Origin of the sequence: Paenibacillus sp. FSL H8-0079 (assembly GCF_037991315.1) — a bacterium.
Taxonomy (GTDB): Bacteria; Bacillota; Bacilli; order Paenibacillales; family Paenibacillaceae; genus Paenibacillus.
The window spans coordinates 3392389-3407504 of the sequence record NZ_CP150300.1 but is presented as its reverse complement, the minus strand read 5'-3'; the positions used below and the strand labels follow the sequence as shown (position 1 = coordinate 3407504).

12 protein-coding genes are annotated in these 15116 nt (G+C 43.8%); 4 read left to right on the top strand and 8 right to left on the bottom strand.

Going from position 1 to position 15116, the window contains the following annotated elements; all coding sequences use genetic code 11:
* Positions 1-15: 15 nt before the first annotated feature.
* On the bottom strand, positions 16-3606 hold the full coding sequence (locus MHI06_RS15180) for an S-layer homology domain-containing protein (protein ID WP_340398260.1): 3591 nt from the start codon (positions 3604-3606) through the stop codon (positions 16-18).
* Positions 3607-3980: 374 nt separating this feature from the next.
* Positions 3981-5387 carry a glycoside hydrolase family 4 gene (locus tag MHI06_RS15175; RefSeq protein ID WP_340398259.1) on the bottom strand — a complete coding sequence of 469 codons (1407 nt, stop codon included), beginning with the start codon at positions 5385-5387 and terminating at the stop codon, positions 3981-3983.
* Between the two features lie 197 nt (positions 5388-5584).
* Between MHI06_RS15175 and MHI06_RS15170 the strand changes: the two genes are divergently transcribed.
* Positions 5585-6415 (top strand): AraC family transcriptional regulator, encoded by an 831-nt coding sequence (locus MHI06_RS15170; protein WP_340398258.1) that lies wholly within the window; start codon positions 5585-5587, stop codon positions 6413-6415.
* A 185-nt stretch (positions 6416-6600) separates the two neighbouring features.
* Here the strand turns inward: MHI06_RS15170 and MHI06_RS15165 are convergent, their stop codons facing one another.
* Together MHI06_RS15165 and MHI06_RS15160 are read right to left on the bottom strand one after the other, a co-directional pair.
* Positions 6601-7047, bottom strand: a complete 447-nt coding sequence (locus tag MHI06_RS15165) for a hypothetical protein (protein WP_340398257.1) — start codon at positions 7045-7047, stop codon at positions 6601-6603.
* A gap of 175 nt (positions 7048-7222) precedes the next feature.
* A complete protein-coding gene (locus MHI06_RS15160; protein ID WP_340398256.1) occupies positions 7223-8149 on the bottom strand; it encodes an ArsR family transcriptional regulator in 927 nt (308 codons plus the stop codon).
* Positions 8150-8356: 207 nt separating this feature from the next.
* Between MHI06_RS15160 and MHI06_RS15155 the strand changes: the two genes are divergently transcribed.
* A complete protein-coding gene (locus MHI06_RS15155) occupies positions 8357-9868 on the top strand; it encodes an alpha-N-arabinofuranosidase (protein WP_340402122.1) in 1512 nt (503 codons plus the stop codon).
* 270 nt (positions 9869-10138) lie between these two features.
* Here MHI06_RS15155 and MHI06_RS15150 read toward each other — a convergent pair whose 3' ends face one another.
* Positions 10139-10714: a hypothetical protein gene (locus MHI06_RS15150; protein ID WP_340398255.1), complete on the bottom strand. Its 576-nt coding sequence runs from the start codon at positions 10712-10714 to the stop codon at positions 10139-10141.
* 111 nt (positions 10715-10825) lie between these two features.
* Positions 10826-11740: a DsbA family protein gene (locus MHI06_RS15145; protein ID WP_340398254.1), complete on the bottom strand. Its 915-nt coding sequence runs from the start codon at positions 11738-11740 to the stop codon at positions 10826-10828.
* A gap of 133 nt (positions 11741-11873) precedes the next feature.
* Here MHI06_RS15145 and MHI06_RS15140 point away from each other — a divergent pair, with 133 nt between their 5' ends.
* Positions 11874-12221 (top strand): helix-turn-helix domain-containing protein, encoded by a 348-nt coding sequence (locus tag MHI06_RS15140; RefSeq protein ID WP_340398253.1) that lies wholly within the window; start codon positions 11874-11876, stop codon positions 12219-12221.
* A 179-nt stretch (positions 12222-12400) separates the two neighbouring features.
* On the opposite strand, the gene MHI06_RS15135 is transcribed toward MHI06_RS15140, so the two are convergent.
* Positions 12401-12865, bottom strand: coding sequence for an NUDIX domain-containing protein (locus MHI06_RS15135; RefSeq protein ID WP_169479371.1), 465 nt, complete (start codon positions 12863-12865; stop codon positions 12401-12403).
* 64 nt (positions 12866-12929) lie between these two features.
* Positions 12930-13814 (bottom strand): LysR family transcriptional regulator, encoded by an 885-nt coding sequence (locus MHI06_RS15130; protein ID WP_340398252.1) that lies wholly within the window; start codon positions 13812-13814, stop codon positions 12930-12932.
* A gap of 125 nt (positions 13815-13939) precedes the next feature.
* Here MHI06_RS15130 and MHI06_RS15125 point away from each other — a divergent pair, with 125 nt between their 5' ends.
* Entirely contained in the window at positions 13940-14950 is a 1011-nt protein-coding gene (locus MHI06_RS15125) for an alpha/beta fold hydrolase (RefSeq protein ID WP_169479373.1), read from the top strand.
* The last annotated feature ends 166 nt before the right edge of the window (positions 14951-15116 follow it).

Here is a 15116-nt window from a genome sequence, read left to right as displayed (position 1 = left end):
TCATTCGCTATTCCTCTATTCTACGTTTAGCGAATGATCAAGACTGGCATTCAGCATACGTAAGATCATGAGTAACGATTCATATCTCGTAGCATTAGCATTCGGTCTGAATACACCATCCGGTGTACCCTTTACAATCCCCATATCGGATAATGTACCAATCTCTGCCTCTGCCCAGTGACCTATAACATCTTTAAACTTATTATTTTTCACAAAGGTTGTGTTCATTACTTCTGACAGCATAGCTGCGATTTCCGCTCTGGTGATCGACTGATCCGGTTTGAACGTTCCGTCTGAGTAACCCTTAGTGATGTCTATTGTTTTTAATGTAGCAATGGCATTGGCCGCCCAGTGACCTTGAGTGTCTTTAAATTCGGGGTAACCTTCTGACGTTAATCCAAGTGCTCTTACTAGCATAGATGCAAACTCTGCTCTAGTTATCGTAGCACGAGCACGAAACGAACCATCATCATATCCGTTGATAATCCCAAGCTTAGTTGCAAACCCGATTGCTTTAGCACTTGGGGCAATCGCCGGCACATCCTTAAATGATACTACAGGTACAGAATTCGCTTTTGCTACCAGTGCCTTAATTACATCCATATTAACTCCATCAATGTAGAATGCTTTAGGTGTTGGCGTTGGCGTCGAACCAATTTCTTTCTCTGGCTCCGGTGCTGGCTCTGGTGTTGGTGTTGAACTTGGTACTGATGCAGAACCTGAACCGGAACCGGAACCGGAACCGGAACTTGGTGCTGGTGCTGGTGCTGGTGTCGTATCACTTACCGTGATTGCAAGTGTCTGTGTTGCTCCTCCGCTGAATGTGAATATCAAGTTTGTCGTGCCGACCGACTGATTCGCCAAGTACGCCTTCAGGATTGTAACTGTGTTGCCCACAACCGTATAATCCGTCCCTAACGTTAGCAAAGTTAAACCGTTCGCGACACTTGTTAATGTGTTTCCATTCAGCGTCATCGTTGTCCTTACTTCTGCTTGGGCGGATACCTTCTTATCAAAGTTTGCGCTCACAGGGCTGATGAACACCGTTGATCTAATCTCTTCATTAGCAAAAATCAATTCCAAATACTTAGGAGTATGTGAAGCTGTTAGTGTTAATGGAATCGCATTCTCTACAACAGCTCCTATTGGCGTAACAGTTGTTGGAGTGCCGTCCACACTTGCATTTCTACTCAGTAGATATCCTGTTGGCGCCGCTACCTCTTTAACATAGTAAGGCAAGTCATATTTAATTCGATTGAATTCCAGTTCTCCATTTACGGTTACTTTTTCTTGAACCTTATTGCCATATTGATCATATAAGGCAAAGGTTGCACCAGATAATTTAACGTTGTTATCATCTAAATCTGCCTGTTTAACAATAAATTTACCAAGATTACCGTATCCCATGCTTCCAGCTTCCAAGAACGTTACTTGGCGTGAATCGTTAGACTGGTAAGCACCATCGATTGGAACAGCAACATTATCTTTAGAGCCAAATAGATTAATCATGTTGGAAAAGCGAGATCCAGAGGCTACCGTTTCTGTTACATACGTACGGAAAGAAAGCTTATATGCCTTATCAATCGTATCATTGGGAATATTAAATCTAAATTCTCTAGTGGTAGCATCATAGACAATATGAGAGCCATCAAGTAGTACCGGTGTACCTGCACCTAAGCCATCATTTCCGTTTGCTGGCATATTGTCAGGTACGTTAATTGCTCCACCATATGCGATTAATTCCACGCTTGTTGTATCTAGCTCAAGACCTGCTTGCAGGTTATCAATTAACCAGAATCTATCAACATCTAGCAGCTGATTAAGATTTACTGCATTAGAGTTCAAATATACAACCCAATCAATATACTTATTTCCATTAGTGGTTGGAATACCTTTTTTACTTACAATATGGTTGCTGACGGTTTGAGTTGCTGAATCAGTAGTGGATCTTGTCGTTTTATCATGGATTAATGTCGCTTCATTCTTAACATTAAAATTACCATTATTCAACGTACTATTTTGTGATATGAATTTGGATAGATCCGTAATGGCAGTATCGAAGTAGATCGTGTATTGCTCCGTAATACTGGAATTAAAATCGAAGGTTACGACATCTGTTCCGCTTACCGTTACCAGACCCGTGACAGGATTACTGTTGCGATCAAGTACCCTGACGCTACCGGGTATAAAGGTAAGTCCGGCTGGAATAGTATCGACAATACTTACATTTGGGAGTGCAATAGCAGCGTACAAACTAGGATCAGTTCCTGCTTTCGGTGCACTTGGAGTTGTTGCCCCGTTTTCATTGACAGTCAACTTCCACGTAATCGTACGCCCAGCTACATTTAGATCATAGCCTTCTGCATCCTTTTTCAACACATTGCTTGTATAGCTCTGCGTGCCTGTACTATTACGTGTAATTGTACCGCTAGTAATGCTTACTGTGTTTGAAAATTGACTACTAGAGCTGCTAATAAAGTTAGCTGTAATGTTGTCTGTATTTGCTGGCTTTGTATCAAAGGTAATGGTGTATCGTGAATTAATAGCAGAACCAAAAGTATAACCAAGTGTTGAAGTTCCAGTATTGTAGTTAAATGCGCCGCCAGAATAAGCATTACCTTGATGATCTACAATTCGAGCAGACCCTGGAATATACTGTTGAGCGATTGGGATACTATCCGTAATCGTTGGTGCAGCCCAATTAATATTTTCACTATTAATATCAATTGACCAAGAAATGACACCGTTCGCTCGGTTATAACCCGCACCTGACTTGTTGAATAAGTTACTTCCAACTCCTACTGAAGCATTTTTTACTACTCCGGTTCCAGTAAGGCCATCCCAAGTAAGGACTGCTTCGTTTGTGAAAGTATATGAGCCATTTGTTTGGAAACGAGCAGGCTCAATTTCAGTTTCGTACGTAATCGTAACCTCTTTTGTAATATTACCCAGGTTGAAGGTAAGCTCTGAGCCGCTTGTTACGGGAGTAACACTAGTACCATTTACAGTTGCTGTTCCAGCAATGTAAGTTAGCCCAAGAGGAAGTGTATCCTTGATAATAGCATTGTTGAATGCCAGTTCGTCTTCATTCACGACAATCGTCCAAGTGATATTTTTTGTATTATTCACTGTCGTTGTAGCATCATAGCTTCCCGATGTACTTAAAATATTGCTGCTTCCATAATCTATTACAGATCCTTGTGGCAGCCCTCCATTCACTCGTGTCGATAATTCATCCGGAATCTGGCTATCTGGAATCATATCAACGAGCACTGTATTATTAACAGCAACATTCTCTTTGTTTACTGTAATTGTCCACCCAATGTCTGTTCCGTTAACTAATGTTCCATTCTTTTGCACAGTAACTTTATCTGGCTGGAGAGCAAGATCCGCCTGAAAAGCCTGATCTGTCTTGAAGGTTAGCGGTACCGTATCTTTCTCTAGATCAGGTGTATCCATAAGTGTAGCTCTTGGCATTGTTCCTACTTGATTCGTCACATCGTTACCAGCAGCCGATACGTATGTAATTAATACGTTTGAAATCGAACTGATCAGCAGGACAATAACTAGTAAAAACATAAATAAAATCTTTGCATATTTCCGCACTATGTTCTCTCATCCTTCCACAAACTATTTGATAGATTTTCTTCAAGTCTACCAAGACATTTTAAAGCCAACTAAAGGAGATTGTAGTCCTACTAAAGTAGTATGCCGCAACAATTTTTATTCACTTGTGATGCGCTTCAGCGTGAATGAGCTTCAACTAACCTGACCGTTAACATGAGGAATTAACGCAAAACAACGATGAGATATACGCCTAATCGGTATTGGTACATGTTCTTGTCTACTCTGGTCGGGACAAGAACTTGTACCGATAAAATAAAAAAGCCGCTAATATAGCGACTTTAATGGGAACATGTTCTTGTCCCTCGACAAGTCCCATGGAAGGAACCGACGTGGTCTTTGATCATTATCTACTCTTAGCTATACTGCAGTCTATCCTTGTACCAAACGTCCGGAATCATCTTGCGCTCCAGTTCCAACAATTCATGGATGATCTTGTCTGCGTCACTAATGGAATTCACGAGCGGATCAGTGAGCATCGCCCTTCTCAGTTTCTCATAGCTCTGTTCCAGAACAGCTTCAACTGTGAGCTCATGCGTATCCAGTACAAGTTCTTGCATGCCTCTTATCCCACGCGGCATCTCGCCTACATGGAGTGGTTTCACCCCATCCATATCTACATCGCACAGTAGTTCCAGGAATGAATCGTTATTCATATTGGTTACCGCGCCTTGATTGAGCGTATTGATGAAGAATTTTTTACCCAAGTTCCCTACCATATTTTCAATGATGTCGGTCGCATGATCTGGTCCGAAGGTACTCATGTAATCAGCAATTGGGATGTTCCCCGCTAGAAAGTCATCCACCTGACGCCACATTTCGTCGTGACGCTCATATCTGTCCTCTGTCTCCCAGATCGATAATGGTGGAATCGTGTCCGCAGTTTTGCCAAGACCTTGCCAATACCGAACGTATTCCTTCGTATGCGCCGTACAAGTGGGAATGATTCCGAAAATATCATACAGTTCATAGGTAATCGCATCGTTAAAAAGAGCTTTTGCGCCGCGATCACCGCCGTTATTTTCATCACCTGCCATCTTGCGCATGGCTTCTGCGATCGTGGGCATCACATTTTTCCCTTCATACTCGGCTTTGAGCAGCCAAGTGAAATGATTGACACCTGCGATACGAAAATCGAATTTCTGGTTGATCTCTTCAGTGAACTGGCTATTGTCTCCAATGATTCCGGCTCGTACGGCATAATAGCCTTTCTTATGCGGCATATGATGACTATCGCACAGCGCAAACGATTTAAGCTTCGGAGCATATCGATGTAATGCGATGCCATGAACGGTAGACGGGTTAATATAATTGATCACCCACGCATCTGGACACAGCTCCTCAATGTCTTTGGCGCATTCCATGATAACCGGTAGTTCCCGCATCGCGCGAAAGATTCCTCCAGGGCCAATCGTATCGCCGGAACACATGCGAATCCCATACTTTAGAGAAACCTGGCAGTCGATGCCCCGATATTTCACCGATTGCTCCGCAAAGCTGAGTACAACGAAGTCTGCTCCCGGAAGCACCTGTCGTCGGTCTACTGAACCCTCAATCTTTAAGGATACGTTGTTCTCCCGTGCGACCCTCTCCGCCAGTGTTACCATTTTGGAGAGCCGTTCCTCGTCCGTATCCACCAAAGCCAGCGTGCCCTGATTCAAATATGGGGAGTGAACCATCTGCCAGATGGACTGACGACCGAAAAACAGGCTGCCCGCCCCAATAACGACTACCTTTGGATGCTGTGTGTTTGTAGCATTCATCAATAACCCCTCCTCGTAACGATATAAGTTCATTATAGGTGAATGGGCTGGAATCGGAATGTGTGATAGTTTTCAATACATGTCATATGGTACGATAATTAACAAGATATAAATCCTTTGTTATGATAGTAAAAGATACAGGATGTCATAAAGTAGAGAGGAATGAGTTGGATTAGATGCATGCCGAGACTGTAAATATGAGTATAATTGACGAACTTTCGGAGTATATCACACTTCGCATGAGCTCTTATCTGGAACAAACGCACGACAGCAATTGGACGGAGTACAAGTCTCATTCCGATTATGATCTGTGGTTCATTACAGCAGGCTCCGTCCAGATTACCATTGATGGAATCGAGCATATGGCGCGCCCAGGTGACGTGGTGTTTTTTTATCCGGACATACCTTACACTGCTTCCACGACCGGAGAGTTGTGCCGATTCGTATACATGCACTTTGATTTCAGCATCGCTGAGCAAAAGCGAATTCTCGGCGAGTTTCAACTTCCGGGCATTGTACCTGGTAACCTGATTAGGGAGGAATCAACGCTGTTTACCTCGTCCTATCGAAGGTTCAAACAGAGTAGCGGCGCTTCCGGAAGTCCACTTTACTTGAAAGCCTCTCTGCTTCTCGTCATCGCCAAAATTTTGGAATTACACGGGCAAGGCTTATATCACGGTGAATTTCTGAAAGACCGAAAACCGAGGAAAATCGAAGGAAGTCTGGAAGTTCTGCAGAACGTGTTCGCCTACGTGGATGAGAATCTGCATCGTGCCATCCGAGTCAACGAGCTTGCAGACGTTGCTGGCGTCTCTGAGAAATATTTTATTTCGTTGTTCAAGAAAATTCTCGGTATCACACCGGGGCAGTACATCAATCAAATCAAAATGAATCGGGCGAGAGACTATCTGTACGAGAAAAAATATACGATTCAGCAAATTGCCGGATTTCTGGGCTATCCCGATCCCTTTACATTCTCCAAAGCTTTCAAAAAATTTTACAACGTGCCCCCTTCCAAATTTGAATAGCATGCCGCAGACAAACAAAGAGGCAACCGGTCGATCCGGCTGCCTCCACACTTGATGAATCCTTGGTTATTCAGGGTTTAGTTTACGTACAGGTCTCTTCAGCTTTCCTCATACTCAAAAGGAGCTTCAGTGGAATACATCTCATGGAAACAGGTTATCGATATATTTACCGCTGTAATTGTCAATCAAATGATGCCGGCGATGGACGGGAGTGTACCCTTTCGATAGCTGATGCATTTTTCCCAGAATTTTGCCGCTATTATAATAGTATTCGGCAAGTGGGACCCCTTCACAAACATACAGATAAAGAACGTATGTTCATCATAAGTGATCTCTTCTAACAGATGGCCCTTTTTCGAGCTGACTACATTCGAGACACTTGCATCGTGCTCAAACAGATACCGGACATACTCCAGTTCGGCAATGTAATCTTCCCGCTTTCTGTCAGGCAAAAAAGACACTCGGAGAATTAGCGATTCACGCCCCTCTTGCTCACAAGTGTACACGACATTCCGTCCACCCTCATGAGGCGGGATAATATGAATGTTGTAGCCCTCCAAATGAAACAGCTCGGGTACCAGCGCCAGTACATGCGTATTGCTAATGTTAACAGCCTCGTTAAAGTTAATCATGATCTCCTCCAGTAAACATTGTCGGGACGGTTTCCCGCACTACAATGTCCACAAAAGGAATCTCTGTAACGCAAAAATCCTTTTGTGAACCTAAAGCACAATCACCTTGTTAGACATTTGAAAACACTCCTTTTTATTCAGATGGTTATATCTCATCCTAGAATTCCAGATTATTCTATTCCTTTTTCGACGCTCCAGCCTCGTAATAGTACCGAATCAAAATGTCCTGATCGTAGTTACCGAACCCTTTCCCGAACAACGTAAGTCCGCCTCGACCCGGCACCCCTTCCTCCGGTCTTAAACCAAACGTCCAGTAGGTGGAAGAATCCAATTGCAGATCATGGATACGTACATCCGAGATGCGCTGGCCATCCATAAACGTCCCTTCTCCATTAATGCGCAACACCTTCAGTACACCATACTGGTTGACGTCCAATTTCCACCATAGCGGTGTATGTTTGCCCTTCCGATCCCCAAAGTCCCCGGGGCTTGTCCATGTTCCCAGGTGTTTGCCATTAAGGGAAAAGCGGATGTCCGAAGGCCAGTTTTCATTGACTTGGGGTGCTTCCGAACTGAGTTCGAGGGAAATTTCAATTTCCTGGAGATGCTGTTCTGTATTCAGATAATTGGGAATCTTATATTCCAGAAAACCTCGTGCCAGCCAAAGAATACCCGCATTGACCCGATCCGGGTCCATGAAACAGGCTGGTGTGTCATATTGTCCAATCATTTGCGTCGTTGTTGCAATGCCACAGGTAGGCCAAGCTTCATAATCCGTATACTGCCCAACCGGAATAGAGACTTCATGGTAAGGAGCATCCACTGGTTCAGGAGAGAGATTGATCGTCATAAATTCTTGCAGAATAAAGCAGTATTTATACGTTCCACCGTTCTCACGCTTCATGCGGCTGCCTACGATGCCCGCTTTTTGCAATTTGCTCACATGTGTACTAACGATAGCTTTGCTCAGATACAGCTCTTTGGCGAGCGCATTGATATGCATCTCCCTGTTTTGCAATAATAAGCGAACGATATTTAAGCGGGCCTCGCTGGCGAGCGCCTCATATATGGTCAAGGATGAGGAATCCGTGCCAAGCATCATGAACTTCACTTCCCTATCTCTTTAGAATTCAATATATTATTGATTTAGAATTCGCTATTTAGCGAACCCTGTAGAATAAGCTTGCTCAATATAATAGCATTATGATACACATTAGATAACAAATCAATGAGTTGATTTTGCTTTTATGCGAACTCATCGTGAAACAAAGTTTCTTACACACCTAAAATTAATTCTATGGAGGTTTTCATTTTGCTTACATCCAAGATGCTTATTGATAAAGATTTTCAGGTAGCCGAGGTCGATCCACGTCTGTACGGCTCTTTTGTTGAACATTTGGGACGTGCTGTCTATGGTGGTATTTACGACCCTGGTCATCCCACAGCGAATGAGCAAGGTTTCCGCCAGGATGCCATCGAAGCGATCAAAGCATTGAATGTGCCCATTATCCGTTATCCGGGCGGGAATTTCGTATCCGGTTACAATTGGGAAGATGGTGTTGGCCCGGTAGCGGAACGCAAACGCAGACTTGAGCTTGCCTGGTGGACCATTGAAACCAATGCGGTCGGCACCAACGAATTCGCGGATTGGGCCAAACTGGTTGGAACCGAAGTCATGATGGCGGTCAATCTCGGTACCCGCGGCATAGATGCGGCAAGAAACCTGGTAGAGTATTGCAACCATCCATCAGGTACCTATTGGAGTGATCTACGGATTTCCCACGGGTACAAAGATCCTCATAAATTCAAAACGTGGTGTCTGGGTAATGAAATGGACGGACCTTGGCAGATTGGTGCCATGACCGCTCATGAGTACGGACGAATTGCGAATGAAACGGCGAAAGCGATGAAATGGGTCGATCCGAATATTGAACTGGTGGCGTGTGGTAGCTCCAGCCGTGGTATGAGTACTTTTGCAGATTGGGAAGCGACGGTTCTCGACCTGTCTTATGAAAATGTGGATTATCTGTCCTTGCATGCTTACTACAACAATAATAAAGACAACACATATAATTTCCTGGCTACTTCGCTGGATCTGGACCAATTCATCGACAGCGTGGCATCGATCTGCGACTATGTACAAGCCAAGAAACGCAGTAAAAAGAAATTGATGCTGTCGCTGGACGAATGGAACGTCTGGAACTCCATCGGCACGAGCCGAGCTGAAGAACGCTGGCAGATTGCACCACCAGAATTCGAAGATGTATATACACATGAAGATGCTCTCGCAGTGGGCTGTTACCTGATTACGCTGCTCAAACATGCGGACCGTGTCAAGATGGCTTGCCTTGCACAGCTGATCAATGTCATTGCACCGATCATGACGGAGAATAACGGAGCGATCTGGTTCCAAACGACCTATTTCCCGTTCATGCATGCATCCAACTTCGGTCGCGGTACTGTACTGCAATCTGTTGTATCTTCGCCGAAGTATGATTCCAAAGACTTTACAGATGTACCTTATCTCGAAGCCATCAGTGTGCATGATGAAGAAAACGGAATGATCACGATCTTTGCGGTCAACAGACATCTGGAAGAACAGATGGAACTGAATGTGGATCTTCGCTCCTTCGGGGAAACTACATTTATTGAGCATATCGTATTGGAGAACGACGATCTGAAAGCCATCAATACCAAAGCGAACCCACGCAATGTGGTTCCACACAACGGCGGACATACAACGGTTAATCAGGGTAAAGTACAAGCTGTCCTGAACAAAGCGTCATGGAACGTGATTCGCTTGAAAACCAAACAGGCTTAATTGAAGAAGGCTAGCTGAACTTCCTTTTTCGTTAAAGTAGCCCAAAGTACCACGCGTGTTTCAATACTTCGCAAGATCAGTATAGTGAGGGGCCATCCCATGAGTCATAGCAATGACTGGGAAGGCCCCTTATTTGTGTTCACTGTTACAAGGCACCTTGTTTACGCGAATCGCTGTAAATGATCTAATGAATGCAACGGCATGCAAATAAGCTGCCTCCATTGATCACGGGAAGCAGCTTTCATTTTTCTTACTTGTATGAGCACTTGATTAGTCCTCGTTCTCTTCCGCTTCAGCTGGGGTGGATTGAGCTTGGCTCTGAGGAGCCATTAGCCCTTGAACTGCCCCCATAAATGGCTGAATCTGCTTAATCATGCCATACCCCATTTTAACCACAGGTGTAAATCGCTGGATCATGCCAAACAAACGCATACCACCGCCTAACATACCTCCAATCGAGCCTGCACCGCCAACTCCGCCGAAGCCACCTAACAATGAGCCTAGCATAGGCATGAAAGAGGATACCTGAGCTGGCCGAGACGTTGCACGAGATACCGACCGGGATCGTACCTGCGACTTACGTGTACTCTTCACCCGTTTACGGATTCTCGAGGATGCTTTTTTTCTCGTTGCCTCTGCTTTAGATTTTGTTTTGCGAGCACTACCTTCATATAAGGGTGCTGTGATTGCGGCTTGAGTAAGTTTTCCGCCCCCGGTAATCACTACGCCTGCGTTGTTGACACCGGAGATGTAGCCAATGTACGTTTCGCCATTATGAAGAGTCACGCAGACTGGACGATCCTTGAGCCGTTTTGCCTTGACGTGTATTTCATTGGTCTTAGCCATGGAATTCACCTCACTTGACTTGATCTACTTCAGTCTACGCAATGGGTGGACGACTTGCCTGTGCGAATAACACATCCGTGTGTCGAAGCAGGAAGATTATGACATGGCTCCTCAGATATGCTCAATATACATCTCATTCAAAATATGACCCGTACGATATGTGTGCTCCGCCAATTCAGATTTCACATATGTTTCAACATCACTCTTTTCGATATTGTACAAGACCTCCATTTCTTTAGAAAAAAGAAGGTGTCCCTCATTGATTTTCTGTTCCAACGAGGTTATCTGTTTGGGTTTCAGATTACCACCGAGCACCTGCTGAAGTGCTTGCACATATGTTTCAAGAGAACGCGCTCCGACAATTTTCAATCCTTGGTTCTCTTCATTCGCAATGATAATGGATGGGAAACCTCTAACTCCCAAACTAGCCACACTCTCAAAGTCTTTCTCTAATAAATCTTGTGCAGATTGCTGTGCAGCTGCTTCAACCACTTGTTTTCCATTCAAGCCCAGTTGATCGACGATATCCGTCAGCACATCATCTTCTCCAATATTTCGATTAAATGCAAACACGGCTTCACGCGCACGTCTTAAAAAGTCATGCTCTTTCCCAGGGTGTGTACTCTGAATGACCTTAAATACGCGAGATGGCGGATAAGAAGAAAGTATTGGATTATCGTGCCATAAGGAACCGTCGATGGGCATGCGTGAATGCTCACCTACTTCCTTCCAATGCTCTGCAACGTCCGAAGGTTTCTGAATCCCATTAGTGCCATCCGAGAAACCATTCCAGCTAGCCAGTAGCCCACCCATTTTGATTTGCAGCGTAAAATAATGACCGTATTCCTCAACAAACCGATGAAGCACAGGCTCAAGCGCCCAGCAGTGAGAGCAAATCGGATCTGTTGCGTAATAAAGAGTTATCCTTTTCTCAACGTGATTCAGATTGATTTCTTGCATCGCCTCTTCCTCGTTCACACCACATACCCCTGTTTCCAGATCACACATCATAGATTCGTTACTCACGTGTATCCCACCTTTATCTTGTCTTATGAATTGATTTTCTCGTCTTAGTTTGATTATAATGTCTACAATCTTCTGAACAAGTACGATTCTTTTTCTGACTTAGTATCAAAAGTATACTATTGGAGGGTATCAAGTGAAATACGAGTTTAATTTCGATCAGTTATGTCCAGCGACTTATGCATTTCAGGTCATTGGAGGCAAGTGGAATCTTCCGATCCTGGCAATCCTCAGTGAAAATGACTGTATACGTTACAATGAATTAAAAAGAAGACTGCCTGGCATTACCGGAACGATGCTAACGAACTGTTTGAAGGATTTGATTCATTCCGGCATCGTGCATCGGGAACAATATAACGAGGTTCCACCGAGAGTGGAGTATTCGCTCACAGAATCGGGCAAGGAATTGGTTCCTTTAATTGAATCCATGGTAATGTGGGGTCAGAAAAATATGACAGTAGGCGTGAAGGAACAAGAAATGTAACACCTGGTCTAATGTAACCCCTTAGCCTAGATGTTCATTTTCGAATCGCTCTGCACACTTTTTTTCAACGGCAAAAAGGCTATTTAACTGGACCATTATGTCCTTTGAAATAGCCTTTCCTCTATAAATACAAGACGGCCGCTTGTTTACGTATAGAATTGCACATCCGTGTGGCATGTCTAACCATTCAGGTCCTCGTCTTCTTCAATTCCTAAATACATAACCGTGTTTTCTCCCTCAACTAATCTAATGATCTGCTTTCGTAATTTTGAGGGCAATAAAGGTTGTTGGATCAAGCTTTTAATGTCAAGCCATTCATATTCTACTTGGTTTTCGTCACTTGGCAGAATAGAACTGTTATTGTCCATTAAACCTATGTATTCGGATAAAAAAACAAAATCTACACGATGAAGAGCTGCGCCATATACACCTTCAATTACGAATTCCAAGGATAAAGGCTCTACGTCTACTCCGATTTCTGCTGCTACTTCTCTCTTCACGGCATCAGTCAGTGTTTCACCTGCATTTTGGCTCCCGCCAGGCAAGAGATAGATTACATCGCCATTATCTTCCTGCCTAATCGCAAGCATTCTCCCATCTTTGATAATTAATGCTTTTGCAGAATTTCTAATCTTTCTCTCCATTTTAATCCTCCATATGTTCTGTGAAGAATATCTTAACATATACGTCTAAACAAATTCTGAACAATCAAATCAACTCACTCTTTGCGACCTGGATGAAAGCAGTCATGGACGGAGATATCCACTTCTCCCGATGCCAGAGCATCTGTGCCGTAAAGGTTATTTCCGATAAATCCCACGGCAAAGCAACCAAATCTCCCTCGCTCAACTCTTTCTTTAGAGCCAGTTCAGGCAACAAAGCGACCCCTAGACCAGCTACAGCGCATTGTTTAATGGCTTCTACACTATGGAACTCCAGTTCTGTCAGAGCATCCGCACCTTTTTTTAGTAGGGATTGGTCAAAATAAGTGCGATAAGAACAGTTCTTTTCGGTCAACAAAAAATGCTGTTTGTGGAAGTAATCAACGATTAACGAGGAACGTGATGCCAGCACATGATCGGGAGAAACGACCATTTGAAAGTTCTCCTCCTTTAAAAATTCTGAATGAAGATCTTTGGAAACAACCTGCTCATCCAATACAAAAACGACATCGGCCTGTCCTTCTCTCAGACTGGATTTAAGCTCTTGGCCGGACAAAGGGCGGAACAATAACCGCACACCAGGATACTCCGCTCGGAAGCGTTTGAACAAGGCTGGAAGAAGATAAGCGCATAGCACTTCATCTGCTCCGATGACAACCGTTCCTGCCAATTCCCCCTGTTGACTAGATATGCATTTTGCTTCCTCTACATCGTTTAAGATTTTAGTGGCATACGGCAAAAATTGTTGGCCAGCATCCGTTAACACGACCTTTTTTCCTAATCGATCCAGCAATTTCACACCGAGCTCTTCTTCCAGCGATTTGATTTGCATCGTTATGGTAGATGGAACATAACTCAATAATTCAGCCGTCTGATGAAAGCTGCAGGTTGAAGCAAGTGTCCAAAAGGTTTTTAGTTGGCGTATTTCCATGAATCAAGCACCTTCTCTGTTCAAAATAAATGAATGATATGTTCGATAACGTTTCATTGAATTGATGATAGGCCTATTGTAGAGTGAAATCAAGTTATTACTTTATTTTAAAGGAGAATCTATCCATGAACGATTATGAAACATATAACCTTGAAGATACAATACTTCAATCGGGGCAACAGCTCCCTCAAGCTTTTATTGCATACAAGACCTATGGAAACTTAAATGCTGCAAAGGACAATGTTATTGTCGTTCCAACGTGGTTTGCTGGACTTCACACAGATAATGAATGGTTAATTGGAGCGGACAAGGCATTGGATCCCAGTCGGTACTTTATCATCGTGCCTAATATGTTGGGTAACGGATTATCGTCCTCTCCCAGCAATACCCCTGCCCCGTATGATAAGGAAAACTTCCCTCTCATCTCGATGTATGACAATGTGCGTTTTCAACATCAACTGCTTACTCAAAAGTTCGGAATAACCAAAATTAAACTCGTTGTTGGCTGGTCTTTAGGTGCCATGCAGGTTTATCAATGGGGAACGAGTTATCCTGAGATGGTCGAACGTATTGCCCCCTTTGGCGGAACAGCAAAGAGCAGACCACATACACAGCTGGTGTTCGAATCCATGATCTCGGCATTACAGGCAGATTCGAATTTTAAAAATGGTAGATATGACCGCCCTCCGGTTGCCGGTCTCGCAGCGATGGGTAGAGCTTATGCTCCATGGGGGTTCTCGCAGGCGTACTATTTGGAGAAATTGTATCAATCCGAAGGTTACGATACCTTGAAATCTTATGTAGAAGATTACTGGGACCAGGTGTTTTTATCCTTTGATGCTAACGACTTGATTACCATGCTGCGTACAGGAATACATGGAGACATTAGCGTTAATCCCGTAGATAACTGCAACTTCGAACAGGCGCTAAGCAAGATCACCTCTCCTGCACTCGTTATGCCAGGGTCAAGTGACTTGTTCTTCACGCCAGAGGACAGTGCGTATGATGTTCAACATATGCCGAATGCTGTTTTTCAGCCTATAGAGTCCAAATGGGGACACTGCTTTGGGATCGGAGCTAACGAAGCGGATTCACGCGTTATCGATCGTCATCTAAAGCGATTTTTGGAGACATGAGTAAAAAAAGAAGGAGTGAAAAGTAAAAAAAGTGCACAGAACTCGTGGATCTTTTCTCCGCTATAACTCGAAAGTAAAAAAACATACGGATTCTCGTCAATAACCTTTATATCTCCTTCCCCCTTTCTCGGTTAGAATATTTTCAAGAAAGCGATATTGAAATATG

Coding starts and splice junctions, on each gene's coding strand:
- MHI06_RS15170 (WP_340398258.1), top strand. CDS start 5,585: ATGAGTATAATTGACGAACTTTCGGAGTATATCACACTTCGCATGAGC.
- MHI06_RS15150 (WP_340398255.1), bottom strand. CDS start 10,714: ATGGCTAAGACCAATGAAATACACGTCAAGGCAAAACGGCTCAAGGAT.
- MHI06_RS15160 (WP_340398256.1), bottom strand. CDS start 8,149: ATGATGCTTGGCACGGATTCCTCATCCTTGACCATATATGAGGCGCTC.
- MHI06_RS15135 (WP_169479371.1), bottom strand. CDS start 12,865: ATGGAGAGAAAGATTAGAAATTCTGCAAAAGCATTAATTATCAAAGAT.
- MHI06_RS15125 (WP_169479373.1), top strand. CDS start 13,940: ATGAACGATTATGAAACATATAACCTTGAAGATACAATACTTCAATCG.
- MHI06_RS15175 (WP_340398259.1), bottom strand. CDS start 5,387: ATGAATGCTACAAACACACAGCATCCAAAGGTAGTCGTTATTGGGGCG.
- MHI06_RS15165 (WP_340398257.1), bottom strand. CDS start 7,047: ATGATTAACTTTAACGAGGCTGTTAACATTAGCAATACGCATGTACTG.
- MHI06_RS15130 (WP_340398252.1), bottom strand. CDS start 13,814: ATGGAAATACGCCAACTAAAAACCTTTTGGACACTTGCTTCAACCTGC.